Source organism: Arthrobacter sp. 10T416, assembly GCF_056394165.1.
On record NZ_JBFTHI010000001.1, the window covers coordinates 451,648 to 466,058 of the forward strand.

Sequence of the window (14,411 nt, forward strand, 5' to 3'; positions counted from 1 at the left end):
CCAAACTATTTCTCGTCTATAAAATCTACCAGCGCCCGGCGTTGGTGAATTCCCAGCCCGCGGATGCGCCGTGAGGGCGCGATGCCGAAACGCTCCATGATCGCCGCGGCCCGCACCTGCCCGATGCCCGGCAAGGCCTCCAGCAGCTCCACCACCCGCATCCGCGCGATGGCCTCGTCCGTTTCGCCGGCGCTGAGCAGGTCCTCGATTGACAGGTCCCCGGTCTTGAGCCGTTCCTTGGCGGCGGCCCGGGACACCCTGGCCGCGGCGGCCTTGTGCAGGGCGGCGGAACGTTCCTGCGGGGTGAGGGGTCGCAAGCTCACTGAGGTCCTCCCTGCGTAACTGGACAGGCGATGCATAACCACCCGGCCGGACGAGCCGGGCGGCACCGGGCCCGTGCCGCGGACTCATCCTGAACCTACCCGCTGGGAGCGGCTGAAATCAATGGATCCGAAATCGATGGACCTGAAATCAATGTTTGGGGACCAGCCCGACGTCGGACGGCCGGCTGGCCTCCCGCCGTCGCCGCCCGTTTGCCAGAAATGGCCGCAAAGCCGAGGCTATAGCGGCCATTCCTGGCAAACGGTGTACTGCTGCGTCGCGTCTAAGAGTCGCGGAGTCCGTCGAGGGTCCGCTGGGCCGCGTCCCGGAGTTCGGCGGGGCGCGGTCCGGCGCCGAGAATGTCCCGGCTCGAGGTGCCCAGAACCTGCCCGTACGCGTTGCCGAAGGTGCGCCGCAAATCGGCCGCCGTGGCGCCCTGCGCCCCCAATCCGGGGGCGAGGATCGGGCCGCGCACAGCCGCAAGGTCCAGACCAAGGTCCTGTAGGGCTGAGCCGACGGTTGCGCCGACCACAAGGCCCACGGACCCCAGTTCACCTGCTTCAGCGGTGTAGCGCTGGTTTTCGACGGCGGCGGCCCGGGTGATCCGGCGTGCGACGGAGTCGTCCCCGCCGACGTGCTGCACGGAGGCGCCTTCCGGGTTGGAGGTCAGCGCCAGGACAAACACTCCGCGGCCGCTCTCTGCCGCGAGGTCCAGGGCCGGCCGCAGGGATTCGAACCCCAGATAAGGGCTCAGGGTGACCGAGTCCGCCGCGAGGGCCGAGCCGTCGCGCAGCCAGGCGTCCGCGTACGCTGCCATGGTGGAGCCGATGTCGCCGCGCTTGGCGTCCGCAATGGTCAGCACACCGGAGTCAGCCGCAGCGGCGAGGGTGCGTTCCAGCACCGCCATCCCGGCCGACCCGTGACGCTCGTACAGCGCCACCTGCGGTTTTACCGCGGCAGCGAGGGATCCCACGGCCTCCAGTACTGTCAGCGAAAAGCGCTCCAGCCCGGCGGCGTCGTCGTTCAGGCCCCAGTGCTGCAGCAGCGACGGATGCGGGTCGATGCCCACGCAGAGCGGGCCGCGCTGGGCCATGGCCCGCCCGAGCCGGGAGCCAAAGGACTCCCGGCCGGTGCGGCCGCCGGTACCGGCGGCCTCAGGCATGCTGGGACACCGTACCGGCAGCCTGCGCGACCCGTTCCTCGGCGTCGCGTTTCTGCGACTCGGCGAGGGCGCTGGCGTGTTCCTGCAGGCTGGTGACGGACCATTCGTAGGTCCGCATGGCCTCGATGGCCTGGACGGCCGCGTTGAACTCGGCCACGGTGGTGATGCAGGGAATGCCGATCGAAGTGGCGGCGGCACGGATTTCGTAGCCGTCACCGCGGGCCTCGCCGCCGGACGGGGTGTTGAAGACCATGTCGATCTCGCCGGCGACGATGAGGTCGGCGATGGTGCCCTCCCCCTCGGCACTGGAGCCCTCGGCGACCTTGCGGACCGTGGTGGCCTGCAGGCCGTTGCGGCGCAGCACGTCGGCGGTGCCGCCGGTGGAGACGATCTCGAACCCGAGGTCCGAGAGCCGCTTGACGGCCATGATGACGGCGCGCTTGTCCCGGTTGGCGACGGACACGAAGACCTTGCCTTCGGTGGGCAGTGCGTTGTTCGCCGCGGCCTGGCTCTTGGCGAACGCCGTGTCGAAGTGCTTGTCGATGCCCATAACCTCGCCGGTGGACCGCATCTCCGGCCCCAGCAGGGAGTCAACAACCTTGCCCTCAAGGGTGCGGAAGCGGCTGAACGGCAGGACAGCCTCCTTGACCGCCACCGGTGCGTCCAGCGGCAGCGTGGAGCCGTCACCGGTTTCCGGCAGCATCTTGTAGGCGGTGCGGAGCTGGTTGACGGTCACGCCGGTGCCGATCAGCGCGGCAGCCTTGGCCATCTGCACGCCCGTGGCCTTGGAGACGAACGGGACGGTGCGGGAGGCACGCGGGTTGGCTTCAAGGACGTAGAGCACGTCGGAGGCGAGGGCGAACTGGATGTTGATCAGGCCCCGGACGCCCACCCCCTCGGCGATGGCGCGGGTGGCGGTCCGGACCCGGTCCACCACGTTGTTGCCTAGGGTGATCGGCGGCAGCACGCAGGCCGAGTCGCCGGAGTGGATGCCGGCTTCCTCGATGTGCTCCATGATTCCGCCGAGGTACATGTCCTTGCCGTCGAAGAGGGCGTCGACGTCGATCTCCACGGCGTCCTCAAGGAAGCGGTCGATCAGGACCGGGTGGTCCGGGGTGATCTCGGTGGCGTTGGCAATGTAGCGGGAGAGGTTGGGTTCGTCGTAGACGATCTCCATGCCGCGGCCGCCCAGCACGTAGGACGGGCGGACCAGCACCGGGTAGCCGATTTCGTCGGCGATCTTCTTGGCGTCCTCGAAGGACACAGCGGTGCCGTTCTTCGGGGAGACCAGGCCGGCCTCGTCCAGCACCCGGGAGAAGGCGCCGCGGTGTTCGGCGAGGTCGATGGCTTCCGGGGACGTGCCGAGGATCGGCACTCCGGCGTCGGCGAGCTGCTGCGCCAGCTTGAGCGGGGTCTGGCCGCCGAGCTGGACGAACACACCCATCACGCCGCCGGTGCGTTCCTCCGCCGCGATGACCTCGAGGACGTCTTCAAGGGTCAGCGGTTCGAAGTAGAGCCGGGTGGAGACGTCGTAGTCCGTGGACACGGTCTCCGGGTTGCAGTTGACCATCACGGTCTCGTAGCCGGCCTTGCGCAGCGCCATCGAGGCGTGCACGCAGGAGTAGTCGAACTCGATGCCCTGGCCGATCCGGTTGGGACCGGATCCGAGGATGATGATCGACGGCTTGGAGTGCAGGGCCACCTCATCCTCCTCGTCGTAGGACGAGTAGTGGTACGGGGTGTACGCGGCGAACTCGGCCGCGCACGTGTCGACGGTTTTGTAGACGGGGCGGATGCCCAGGGCCTGCCGGACGCCGCGGACGACGTCCTCGGAGTTGTGCGTCAGGGCACCAATCTGGGCGTCGGAGAACCCGTGCCGCTTGGCCCGCTGCAGCATCTCCTGCGTCAGGGCGGTGGAGCGGCGGATTTCCTGGGAGATCTCGTTCAGCAGCTGGAGCTGGTCCAGGTACCAGGGGTCGATCTTGGTCGCCTCGAACAGCTGCTCCACGGTGGCGCCGCCGAGCAGGGCGCGCTGGACCTGGTGCAGGCGTTCGGTGCTGGGCCGTTTGGCCTTCTCAATCAGCTCGGGGACTTCCCATTCGGGGACGGGACCGAAGTCCAGCTGGGAGCCCTTCTGCTCCAGCGACCGCAGGGCCTTCTGCAGGGCCTCGGTGAAGTTCCTGCCCATCGCCATGGCCTCGCCCACCGACTTCATGGTGGTGGTGAGGGTGGAATCGGCGGCCGGGAACTTCTCGAACGCGAACCGCGGGACCTTGACCACGACGTAGTCGAGGGTCGGCTCGAAGGACGCCGGGGTCTTCTGCGTGATGTCGTTCGGGATCTCGTCCAGCGTGTAGCCGAGCGAGAGCTTGGTGGCGATCTTGGCGATCGCGAAGCCGGTGGCCTTGGAGGCCAGCGCGGAGGAGCGGGAGACGCGGGGGTTCATCTCGATGACCACAACGCGGCCGGTGTCCGGCTCGACGGCGAACTGGATGTTGCAGCCGCCGGTGTCGACGCCGACTTCGCGGATGACGGCGATGGAGATGTCGCGCAGCCGCTGGTATTCGCGGTCCGTCAGGGTCAGGGCCGGGGCGACCGTGATGGAGTCGCCGGTGTGGACGCCGACGGGGTCGAAGTTCTCGATGGAGCAGACCACCACGACGTTGTCGTTCTTGTCCCGCATCATCTCGAGCTCGTACTCCTTCCAGCCAAGGATGCTCTCTTCGAGCAATACCTCGGACGTGGGGCTGTACTGCAGGCCCTGGCCGACGATCCGGCGGAGGTCGCCCTCGTTGTAGGCCAGGCCGGAGCCGAGCCCGCCCATGGTGAAGGAGGGGCGGACCACCATCGGGTAGCCCAGGTCCTCGGCCGCCGTAAGGGCCTCGTCCATGCTGTGGATGATGTGGCTGCGGGCGGATTCGGCACCGCAGCGCTCCACCACGCCCTTGAACTTCTCGCGGTCCTCGCCGAGCTCGATCGCCGCGATGTTGGCGCCGATCAGCTCGACGTTGTACTTCTCCAGCACACCGTTTTTGTCGAGGGCGATCGCCGTGTTCAGCGCGGTCTGGCCGCCCAGGGTGGGCAGGATCGCGTCGGGGCGTTCCTTGGCGATGATCTTCTCTACCACCTCCGGGGTGATCGGTTCGATGTAGGTGGCGTCGGCGAACTCCGGGTCGGTCATGATGGTGGCCGGGTTCGAGTTGACGAGGATGACCCGCAGGCCTTCCTCCTTGAGGACGCGCAGTGCCTGGGTGCCGGAGTAGTCGAATTCGGCGGCCTGGCCGATGACGATCGGGCCGGAACCGATGACCAGGACGCTCTTAAGGTCAGTTCTCTTGGGCATTACTTCTTGTCCTCAGTGTTGGATTCGGTGGCAGTCTGTGTCTCGCCGGCAGGCTTCTTGGTCTCCCCCATGAGGGCGATGAAGCGGTCGAAGAGGTAGGCGGCGTCGTGCGGGCCGGAGGCAGCCTCGGGGTGGTACTGGACCGAGAAGGCCGGGATGTCGAGGCAGTACAGGCCCTCGACGACGTCGTCGTTGAGGCTGACGTGGCTGACTTCCACCCGGCCGAAGCGTTCTTCCGGCGCCTGGGTGGCGCCCTCCAGCGGGGCGTCGACGGCGAAGCCGTGGTTCTGCGAGGTGATTTCGACCTTGCCGGTGCGGCGGTCCATCACGGGCTGGTTGATGCCGCGGTGGCCGTAACGGAGCTTGTAGGTTCCAAAGCCAAGGGCGCGGCCCAGGATCTGGTTGCCGAAGCAGATTCCGAAGTACGGAAGCTTGGCGTCCAGGACGGAGCGGAGCAGGGTGACCTGGCTGTCGGCGGTGGCGGGGTCGCCGGGGCCGTTGGACATAAACACACCGTCGGGGTTGACCGCGGTGACGTCCTCGAGGGTCGCCGTGGCCGGCAGGACGTGGACCCGGACGCCGCGTTCGGCGAAGCGGATGGGGGTCATGCGCTTGATGCCGAGGTCGATCGCGGCGATGCTGAACAGCGGCTCGCCTTCCCAGCCCCAGTCGGCGGGCTCCACCGTGTAGGCCTCGTCGACGCTGACTTCCTCGGCGAGCCGTGAGCCTTCCATCGGCGCGCTGGCCAGGACGGCCTCCACGAGTTCCTTGTCGCTGGCGGCTGCCGCGTCGCCGGAGAAGATGCCGGCGCGCATGGTCTTGTGTTCACGCAGGTGCCGGGTGATGGCGCGGGTGTCGACGCCTTGGATCCCGATGATGCCCTGCTCCGTGAGTTCCTCGTCCAGGCTGCGTTCCGAGCGCCAGTTGGAGGGGCGGCGGGCGGCGTCGCGGACAATGTAGCCTGCCACCCAGATGCGGCGGGACTCGGCGTCGTCCTTATTCACGCCGGTGTTGCCGATGTGCGGTGCGGTCTGCACCACCAGCTGCCGGGCGTAGGACGGGTCGGTGATGGTTTCCTGGTAGCCGGTCATGCCGGTCGCGAACACGGCCTCGCCCAGTGCGGTGCCGGTGGCGCCGTAGCTGCTGCCGCGGAAAATCCGCCCGTCTTCGAGCACCAGCACGGCGAGGGCCGGTGCTGCCGGCGCCCCGTTGGTGGCCGCCGCTGCGGCTGTCTCTGACACTTCTTCTGTCACTGCGTTGGATTCCGTCACGTTGTTACTTTCCACTATCGGCGTCTGCCTGGGGGGCAGCGGAGATCAAATCTTGAAGGGTGGCCAGGAGCAGGACCTTGTCCTCGGCCCGGCGGGTGCGGAAACCGGTGTCCAGCTCGCGCGGCCCGAGCCGCCAGCTGAGTACCAGGAGTCCGTCTTTCTCGACGAATTTGCCGGCCATGCCGCTCTCCTGCCGAACGCCGGTGAGTGCGGCGGCCGGGATGAAAAGGGGCACGGCCCCGGATCGGTCGAACAGCACCCCGCCGGGGTGGACGCTGAGCTCGGCGTTGGTGCGGATCCCGAGCTGGTGCACGGCGATCCGGTCCAGCCAGTCGCCGGCCGTGGTGGAGGCAACATACTGGCCGGCAGCGGACGCCAGCGGCGCACCGGGTTCGTCCGGGACGGGGGGCAGGGGCTCGACGTCGGCCTGGCGGCGCAGGCGGTTGCGCCAGCCGACAGCGATCAGCGCGATGACCACCGCCGCGACGGCGAGCATCAGCAGCCCGGGGAGCAGCCTGTCCATCAGTTGCGGCCCGCCGGTGCGGCGTCGACGGCGTCGGCCGGCCACCGGTAGGGGGTGTTGAGCTGGCCGTCGAGGACGGTGGGGTGGCCTTTGAAGAACGTGGCCACTACCCGGCCGGGAAGTTCCCGGCCCGCGAACGGAGAGTTACGGCCCATGGTTGCCATCTTAGAAGGGTCCACGGTCCAGCGTGCAGCCGGGTCCACGAGTATGACGTTCCCGGGTTCGCCGGTCTCCAGCGGCCTGCCCTGGTCCTCGAGCCGGCCGATGGCTGCCGGTGTGGTGGAGGTAACGCGTGCAAAGTCGTCCCAGCCCATGAGCCCGGTCTCGATCATGGTGTGCTGCACCACGGAGAGCGCCGTTTCGAGGCCCGTCATGCCCATGGCGGCCTGGGCCCACTCGCATTCCTTGTGCTCGCTCGGGTGCGGTGCGTGGTCGGTGCCGATGACGTCGATCGTGCCGTCAGCCAGTGCGGCCCGCAGTGCCTGGACATCCGCGTCGGTGCGCAGCGGCGGGTTGACCTTGTAGACGGGGTCATAGCTGCGGACCAGTTCGTCGGTGAGCCAGAGGTGGTGCGGTGTGACCTCGGCCGTGACGTTGATGCCGCGGGACTTGGCCCAGCGGACAATTTCGACCGACCCCGCGGTGGACACGTGGCAGACGTGCAGCCGTGAGCCGACGTGCTGGGCGAGCAGCACGTCGCGGGCGATGATGCTTTCCTCGGCGACGGCGGGCCAGCCGGTGAGGCCCAGCACGGCCGAGACGTCGCCTTCGTTCATCTGCGCGCCGGCGGTGAGCCGGGGTTCCTGTGCGTGCTGCGCGACCACGCCGTCGAACGCTTTGACGTATTCGAGGGCACGGCGCATCAGGACGGGGTCGCTGACGCAGATCCCGTCGTCGGAGAACACCCGGACCCTGGCCCGCGAGTCGGCCATGGCGCCGAGCTCGGCGAGCTGTTGGCCGGCCAGGCCGACCGTGACGGCGCCGACGGGCCGGACGTCCACCCAGCCGGCGGTGCGGCCCAGGGTCAGGACCTGTTCGACGACGCCGGCGGTGTCCGCCACCGGGGTGCTGTTGGCCATCGCGTGCACGGCGGTGTAGCCGCCCAGGGCCGCTGCGCGGGTGCCGGTTTCGACCGTCTCGGCGTCCTCGCGGCCGGGTTCGCGCAGATGGGTGTGGATGTCCACCATGCCCGGCAGCGCGATGAGACCGGCGCCGTCGATGACGGTGGCGCCCTTGGCCGCTTCTGGGTCCGTGTCCAGGTTGGGGCCGCGGCCGGCGATGACGCCGTCGCGGATCAGCAGGTCCTCAGCGGCGCCGCCGAGAATCGAGGCTCCGCGGATGAGGTAGGCGCCGGCGCTGCCTGCGTCCTGGTGTTGTGATGCCATCAGTGGCTCTCCTTGGAGTAGGCGGCGGTGGGGGTGGCTGGCTCGCGGGAGTCCCCGGAGAGCAGCAGGTAGAGGGCGGCCATGCGGATGGACACGCCGTTGCGCACCTGTGCCAGGACGGTGGAACGGGGCGAGTCGGCGGCGGATGAGGAAATTTCGAGCCCGCGGTTCATCGGGCCGGGGTGCATGATGATGGTGTCCTTCAGGCCCAGGCGGTCCAGGGCACGGAGGCGGTTGTCGTCAAAGCCCCAGCGGCGGGAGTATTCGCGGGTGGACGGGAAGAAGGAAGCGTTCATCCGCTCGCCCTGAACGCGGAGCATCATCATCGCGTCCACGCCGCCGGCGAGTGTCTCGTCAAGGTCGTAGCTGACCTTGCAGGGCCACTGTTCGACGCCGATCGGCAGCAGCGTGGGCGGCGCCACCAGGGTCACGTCCGCCCCCAGGGTGCGCAGCAGCCAGACGTTGGAACGGGCGACGCGCGAGTGCAGGACGTCACCCGCGATCGCGACGCGCATTCCGCGCAGGTCGGCGCCGGTGGATGGCGTCCCCGCGAGCTTTGACCAGTGCCGGCGCATGGTGAATGCGTCCAGCAGCGCCTGGGTGGGGTGCTCGTGGGTGCCGTCGCCGGCGTTGATCACCGCGGCATCGATCCAGTCGGTTGCGGCCAGCCGGTGCGGGGCGCCGGAGGCCCAATGCCGGATGACGACGGCGTCTGCCCCCATTGCGGCCAGCGTCTGCGCGGTGTCCTTGAGGGACTCGCCCTTGGACACGGAAGAGCCCTTGGCTGCGAAGTTGATGACGTCCGCCGAGAGCCGTTTGGCCGCCGCCTCGAACGAGATCCGGGTGCGGGTGGAGTCCTCGAAGAAGAGGTTGACCACCGTGCGGCCCCGCAGTGCGGGGAGCTTCTTGACCTCCCGCTCCCCTACCGCGGCCATTTCTTCGGCGGTATCGAGGATGCGGATGGCGTCGGCGTAGCCCAGGTCTTCGGTGGAGAGCAGGTGCCTCATGCGGTGGCCTCGATGACTACTTCATCGGCGGCCGCGGCGTTGCCGGCGGAGTCCGTTTCGTGGAGCCGGACGCGGACTTTCTCCGAGGAGGACGTGGGGAGGTTTTTTCCCACGTGGTCGGCGCGGATCGGCAGTTCGCGGTGGCCACGGTCGATCAGGACGGCGAGGCGGACAATCCGGGGCCGGCCGAGGTCGATGATGGCGTCCAGTGCGGCGCGGATGGTGCGGCCGGAGTAGAGCACATCGTCGATGAGCACCACTACTTTGTTGTCGATCCCGGTCCGGGGCAGCTGCGTGGGGTACGGCGGCCGGGTGGGCTGGCGCGAGAGGTCGTCGCGGAACATGGTCACATCCAGCTGGCCGATAATTGCGGCCGGATCCACGCCGGGATCGGCGGCGGCAATCTTGGCGGCGAGGCGCTTGGCGAGTGGATAGCCGCGCCTGGGAATGCCCAGCAGGACAAGGTCCTGGGAGCCCTTGTTGGATTCGAGAATCTCATGGGCGATACGAGTCAGTGCACGGTCAATGTCGGCCTGGTTGAGGACAACCCTGCTGAGCTGGACCGCGGCCGGAACCGGTGCTTCTGGAACAGAAGTCAACGCTCGTCTCCCCTTTCCCCGCCTCACGGGACGGAATTAAAAAAGGATCATTTGCTCTTTCAAATTACCACACAGGCCGCCGCGGCCCCGCTCCGGCGGAGGCGTCGTCCGTCACACCGGAACCTGGCCGTTGGGCCGACCGGACCGGGCACCATAGGCTCATGGCATGACGAGCCCTGATCCCGGCCCCGGCCGGCCGGCACATGTGACGCCGGACCCGTTGCAGGAATCCAACCCCAGCTGGATGGGGCAGATCCAGCCGCAGCATTACCGGCCGGCGCCGGGCTTCGGGCAGCAACTGCAGCCCGGGTACCGGCCGCCGCCCGCGCCCGGGTATCCCCGGCTGCCCGCGGCAAGGGCTTCAGGAGGGATGGCCGCGCTGGTCCTCGGCGGCGGGGTCCTGGCGTTCGTCAGCCTGTTCCTGGTTCTTCCCTTTGTGCTTCGCAGTACCGGTCCGGCTGGCTTCGTTGTGGGTTTCATCGCCTCTTTGCTGCCGCTGGGTTGTGTCCTGCTGGCCGTCCGCTACATTGACCGGTGGGAGCCCGAGCCCAGGCGGCTGCTGGTGTTCGCGTTCAGCTGGGGCGCCCTGGTGTCGATTTCCGTGACCATGCTGCTGCAGCCCGTTTTCTCGCTCGCCGCCGGCCCTGCCTCGGGACTGGACTACCAGACGTTCGCCGTGACCGTCCAGGCGCCGGTGGTGGAGGAGTTCGCGAAATCCCTGGGACTGTTGCTGCTCCTCGTGTTTGCCCGCAAGCAGTTCGACGGCCCGGTGGACGGGGTGGTCTTCGCCTTCACCATTGCCGGCGGTTTCGCGTTCACGGAAAACATCCTGTACTTCGGCCGGGCCATCGCCGAGTCGTCCAACCCGGGCGTTGATTTCGCGGTGGTGTTCTTCCTCCGCGGGGTGATGTCACCCTTCGCCCACGCGATCTTCACCGGCAGCACCGGCCTCGTCCTGGGCCTGGCGGCACGCCGCTGGCATTCCGGCCTGAGCCTGCTGGCCTTCCCGGTAGGGCTGGTCCCGGCCATGGTGCTGCACAGCGGTTGGAACTCCATGGGGCAGGACTTCCTGGCCCAGTACATCCTGGTCCAGGTCCCGATCTTCCTGGCCGCGGTACTGGTGGTGGTGCTGCTGCGCGTCGCCGAACGCCGGCTGACCCGCCAGCGGTTGCAGGAGTATGCGGCAGCCGGCTGGTTTTCGGGCCAGGAGGTCGCGATGCTGGCAACACCGGCCGGGCGCCGCTCGGCCCTGCGCTGGGCGCGCTCCATCGGGCGCACCCCGCAGATGCGGGCGTTCCTGCAGGCGGCCACCCGGCTGGCCCTGACCCGCCAGCGGATCCTCAGCGGCCGGGACGTCCCGGCCCACCGGCTCGACGAGCAACGGCAGCTGGCAGAGATCCTGCTCCTGCGTGACGCCGTTCTGCACTGAGGCAGTGGCCCAACGCAAAGGACCGGTGCCCGCCATAAGGCGGACACCGGTCCTTTGAGGTCAACGGCGCATCAGGCCAGCAGCGAAGGCTTCAGCTGCTGGAGGCGGCCAAGGAGGCCGTTGATGAACGACGGCGACTCGTCGGTGGAGAGCGTCTTGGCCAGCGCCACGGCTTCGCTCACAGCAACGCCGTCCGGAACGTCGTCGTTGTAGAGCAGTTCCCAGGTGCCGATCCGCAGGATAATGCGGTCCACCGCGGGCATCCGCTCCAGCGACCAGCCCTGCGAGTAGGTTTCGAGGAATTCGTCGATCGCGGCCTGGTGGGACACGACCCCCTCGACGACTTCCAGGGTGTAGGGGTTGATGATCTGATCCGTCTTTTCACGACGGGCACGCAGCACATCGAATGCGGAGGTGGAGCGCTGCTCCGCCTCGAAGAGAACATCCAGGGCCCGGTTACGGGCCTTACCGCGGGCACTCACTAGTCGTTGACCCGGCCGAGGTAGCTGCCGTCGCGGGTGTCGACCTTGACCTTGGTGTTGTTCTCAACGAACAGGGGCACCTGGATCTCGTAGCCGGTTTCGAGAGTGGCGGGCTTGGTGCCGGCCGAGGAACGGTCGCCCTGCAGGCCCGGCTCCGTGTAGGTAATCTCAAGCACGACGCTCGGGGGCAGTTCGATGTACAGCGGGTTGCCCTCGTGGATGGCGATGTTCACCATCTGGTTTTCGAGCATGAAGTTGGTGGCATCGCCCACGGTCGCGGCGGAAACAGTGAGCTGGTCGAAGTCCGAGGTGTCCATGAACACGAAGTCGGCGCCGTCCTGGTACAGGTACTGGTAGTCGCGGCGGTCAACCGTTGCGGTCTCAATCTTGAGTCCGGCGTTGAAGGTCTTGTCGACGACCTTGCCGGACATCACGTTGCGCATCTTGGTGCGGACGAACGCGCCACCCTTGCCGGGCTTGACGTGCTGGAACTCGATGATGTTCCACAGCTGGCCCTCGAGCTTGAGCACGGTTCCGTTCTTGATGTCGTTCGTGGTTGCCACAGTATCCTCAGGTTTCTTCGTGGACTGGTTCTAGCCACCAGCCGCCTATGCCAGGCGGGCACGCCAATCGGCCCGCCAGCGCGTATTTATCAAAAATCCAAAAACCATTCTACCGGTTTTGCCGGCAGGCTGCCGTACGGTCCCCTAGCAGGCCAGGTCGAGCACGTCCCGGGCCCGCTGCAGCGCCACCGTCGAGGAGTAGATCAGGGCCGCGTCCGCTGAGCCCGCCACCCGCAGGTCGAGCGCTCTGGCGAAGGACTCGACGGCGGCGGCGGCGTGGCCGGCTGCGAAGTGCGAACGGCCCAGGTGCTGCCGGACGACGGCCTCCTCCGGGGTCCCCTGGGCTTCCGGAAGCAGTTGCCGGTAGAGCTCAACGGCGCGGTCGAAGCGGTGCGAAACGCGCAGGACCTCGGCCTCGAACATCCGGAGCCGGAAGGAGTCCGGGTCCTTGTACCGCGCCTCTGCCAGCAGCTCCGCGGCCTCGCCCGGGTGCCCCTCAACCAGGCGGACGAAGATCAGGTCCGTCGGGTCCGTGGACCGGGCCAGGGCTTCGGCGCACGCGTCCTCGTTGACCACCTGCGGCATCAGTGTTTCAGGGTTGATCCGGATGCCGGGGAACCCGCCGTCGGGCCATTCGGTGGTGCCGCCGTTGTCGCTGATCATCAGGACGCGATTTCCTGGTAGGCCGCGAAAAGCAGCGAGGTGTCCGGCACGTCGAGGATGCCGGGGCGGCCGACGCCGTCGAGCACAACGAAGCGCAGCAGGTCGCCGCGGGACTTTTTGTCCCGCCGCATTCCGTCGAGCAGCGCCTGCCAGCGGTCACGCCGGTAGGTGATGGGCAGGCCGAGGCTCTCGAGGATGGTGCGGTGCCTGTCGGCGTCGGCGTCGCTGAGGCGTCCCACGCTGCGGGCGAGCTCCGCGGCGAACATCATGCCCACCGAGACGGCGGCCCCGTGGCGCCACGAGTAGCGTTCGGCCAGTTCGATCGCGTGCCCCAGGGTGTGGCCGTAGTTCAGGATCTCGCGCTGCCCGGTTTCTTTCAGGTCCTCGGAGACCACCCGGGCCTTGACCGTGATGGCCCGTTCGATCAGTTCCCGGAGGACATCGGAGCGGGGATCGGAGACCGCCGCCGGGTCCTTCTCGATCAGGTCGAGGATGGCGGGATCGGCAATGAACCCGCATTTGATGACCTCGGCCATGCCGGAGATGATCTCGTTCTTCGGCAGCGTGTCCAGGGTGTCGAGGTCCGCGAGGACCCCGGCCGGCGGGTGGAAGGCGCCCACCAGGTTTTTGCCTTCTGCGGTGTTGATGCCGGTTTTCCCGCCGACGGCGGCGTCCACCATGCCGAGAAGGCTGGTGGGCATGTGGATGACCTTGACTCCGCGCAGCCAGGTGGCGGCGACGAAACCGGCGAGGTCGGTCACCGCTCCCCCGCCGACGGCGACGATTGCGTCCGACCGGGTGAAGTCATTCTGGCCCAGGACCTGCCAGCAGAAGGAGGCCACCTCGATGTGTTTGCCCTCTTCGGCGTCCGGGATTTCAGCGGTCAGCGCGGTGAAGCCGGCGGCGGCCAGCTCCTCACGGACGGTGTCGCCGGTCAGCCGGAGCGCCCGCGGGTGAATGACGAGGACACGCTGGACGCGCTCCCCCAGCAGTCCAGGGAGGCTGGCCAGCAGGCCCCGACCGACGACGACGTCGTAGTTTTCCCCCGGAGTGGTGCCGGTGACTTTAATGACTGTTGATTCGGTGTTCACTTTTCAACTTTCCTAGTCGCTGCTGGCGCCGGAGTTTCCGCGGTACTGGCGTCGGTAAACTGCTCCAGCGCATCTTCAAGCCGGCGCGCGAGGTCCTGGACGGACCCGGTGCGGACGTCGAGTGTCAGGTCGGCGAGCCGTTCGTACACCGGCTGCCGGGTGGCGAACAGGGCCCGCCAGCGTTCCAATGCGTCGCCGGCCAATAGCGGCCGCCCGGAGTTCCGGGCGATCCTTTCGGACACGGTGGCGGCGTCGCATTCGAGGTAGACCACGGTGCAGCTGGCGAGCAGCTGCTGGGTCCCCGAGTCCAGTACGGCACCCCCGCCGAGGGAGATGACGGTGTTGCTGCCAGCCGCGTTTTCGATGGCCTGGGCGACGGCCCTGGCCTCCAGTTCGCGGAACGCGCATTCGCCCTGGCCGGCGAAGATGTCCGCGATGCTCCCGTGCTGGGCGACGACTTCGGCGTCGGTGTCAACAAACGGTGCGCCGAGCTGGAGGGCAAGCTGCTGGCCGATGGCCGACTTCCCCACCGCCATCGGGCCGATCAGTGCGACCGGGCGGTCCTGTCCTTT

The 14,411-nt window shown here is 68.0% G+C and carries 14 protein-coding genes; 1 reads left to right on the forward strand and 13 read right to left on the reverse strand.

Annotated elements, in window-relative coordinates:
• Positions 1 to 5 precede the first annotated feature (5 nt).
• The 8 genes from mihF to pyrR all read right to left on the reverse strand — a co-directional run bounded on the left by mihF (position 6) and on the right by pyrR (position 9,611).
• Complete coding sequence (gene mihF, locus AC1DBE_RS02040; protein ID WP_476880617.1) at positions 6 to 323, reverse strand: integration host factor, actinobacterial type; 318 nt, start codon at positions 321 to 323, stop codon at positions 6 to 8.
• A 281-nt stretch (positions 324 to 604) separates the two neighbouring features.
• The gene (pyrF, locus tag AC1DBE_RS02045) at positions 605 to 1,483 is read right to left on the reverse strand and encodes an orotidine-5'-phosphate decarboxylase (protein WP_476969447.1); all 879 of its coding nucleotides are present in this window, start codon (positions 1,481 to 1,483) and stop codon (positions 605 to 607) included.
• On the reverse strand, positions 1,476 to 4,826 hold the full coding sequence (carB, locus tag AC1DBE_RS02050) for a carbamoyl-phosphate synthase large subunit (RefSeq protein WP_476903351.1): 3,351 nt from the start codon (positions 4,824 to 4,826) through the stop codon (positions 1,476 to 1,478). The genes pyrF and carB overlap by 8 nt, the downstream gene beginning before the upstream one ends.
• Entirely contained in the window at positions 4,826 to 6,097 is a 1,272-nt protein-coding gene (carA, locus tag AC1DBE_RS02055) for a glutamine-hydrolyzing carbamoyl-phosphate synthase small subunit (RefSeq protein ID WP_476969448.1), read from the reverse strand. Before carA ends, carB begins: the two co-directional genes overlap by 1 nt.
• 4 nt (positions 6,098 to 6,101) lie before the next feature.
• A complete protein-coding gene (locus AC1DBE_RS02060; protein ID WP_476879864.1) occupies positions 6,102 to 6,620 on the reverse strand; it encodes a PH-like domain-containing protein in 519 nt (172 codons plus the stop codon).
• A complete protein-coding gene (locus AC1DBE_RS02065) occupies positions 6,620 to 8,005 on the reverse strand; it encodes a dihydroorotase (RefSeq protein WP_476879865.1) in 1,386 nt (461 codons plus the stop codon). Before AC1DBE_RS02065 ends, AC1DBE_RS02060 begins: the two co-directional genes overlap by 1 nt.
• On the reverse strand, positions 8,005 to 9,012 hold the full coding sequence (locus AC1DBE_RS02070; RefSeq protein WP_476903350.1) for an aspartate carbamoyltransferase catalytic subunit: 1,008 nt from the start codon (positions 9,010 to 9,012) through the stop codon (positions 8,005 to 8,007). The genes AC1DBE_RS02065 and AC1DBE_RS02070 overlap by 1 nt, the downstream gene beginning before the upstream one ends.
• The gene (pyrR, locus tag AC1DBE_RS02075; RefSeq protein ID WP_476880657.1) at positions 9,009 to 9,611 is read right to left on the reverse strand and encodes a bifunctional pyr operon transcriptional regulator/uracil phosphoribosyltransferase PyrR; all 603 of its coding nucleotides are present in this window, start codon (positions 9,609 to 9,611) and stop codon (positions 9,009 to 9,011) included. Before pyrR ends, AC1DBE_RS02070 begins: the two co-directional genes overlap by 4 nt.
• A gap of 166 nt (positions 9,612 to 9,777) precedes the next feature.
• Between pyrR and AC1DBE_RS02080 the strand changes: the two genes are divergently transcribed.
• Entirely contained in the window at positions 9,778 to 11,040 is a 1,263-nt protein-coding gene (locus AC1DBE_RS02080) for a PrsW family intramembrane metalloprotease (protein WP_476969449.1), read from the forward strand.
• A 71-nt stretch (positions 11,041 to 11,111) separates the two neighbouring features.
• Here the strand turns inward: AC1DBE_RS02080 and nusB are convergent, their stop codons facing one another.
• From nusB to AC1DBE_RS02105, 5 genes are all read right to left on the reverse strand, one after another.
• Complete coding sequence (nusB, locus tag AC1DBE_RS02085; RefSeq protein ID WP_476880677.1) at positions 11,112 to 11,522, reverse strand: transcription antitermination factor NusB; 411 nt, start codon at positions 11,520 to 11,522, stop codon at positions 11,112 to 11,114.
• Positions 11,522 to 12,085: an elongation factor P gene (gene efp / locus AC1DBE_RS02090; RefSeq protein ID WP_018773146.1), complete on the reverse strand. Its 564-nt coding sequence runs from the start codon at positions 12,083 to 12,085 to the stop codon at positions 11,522 to 11,524. The genes nusB and efp overlap by 1 nt, the downstream gene beginning before the upstream one ends.
• A gap of 144 nt (positions 12,086 to 12,229) precedes the next feature.
• On the reverse strand, positions 12,230 to 12,748 hold the full coding sequence (locus tag AC1DBE_RS02095; protein ID WP_476903348.1) for a tetratricopeptide repeat protein: 519 nt from the start codon (positions 12,746 to 12,748) through the stop codon (positions 12,230 to 12,232).
• On the reverse strand, positions 12,748 to 13,839 hold the full coding sequence (gene aroB / locus AC1DBE_RS02100) for a 3-dehydroquinate synthase (protein WP_476880220.1): 1,092 nt from the start codon (positions 13,837 to 13,839) through the stop codon (positions 12,748 to 12,750). The genes AC1DBE_RS02095 and aroB overlap by 1 nt, the downstream gene beginning before the upstream one ends.
• Positions 13,836 to 14,375, reverse strand: a complete 540-nt coding sequence (locus tag AC1DBE_RS02105; protein WP_476880219.1) for a shikimate kinase — start codon at positions 14,373 to 14,375, stop codon at positions 13,836 to 13,838. Before AC1DBE_RS02105 ends, aroB begins: the two co-directional genes overlap by 4 nt.
• Positions 14,376 to 14,411: the final 36 nt, after the last annotated feature.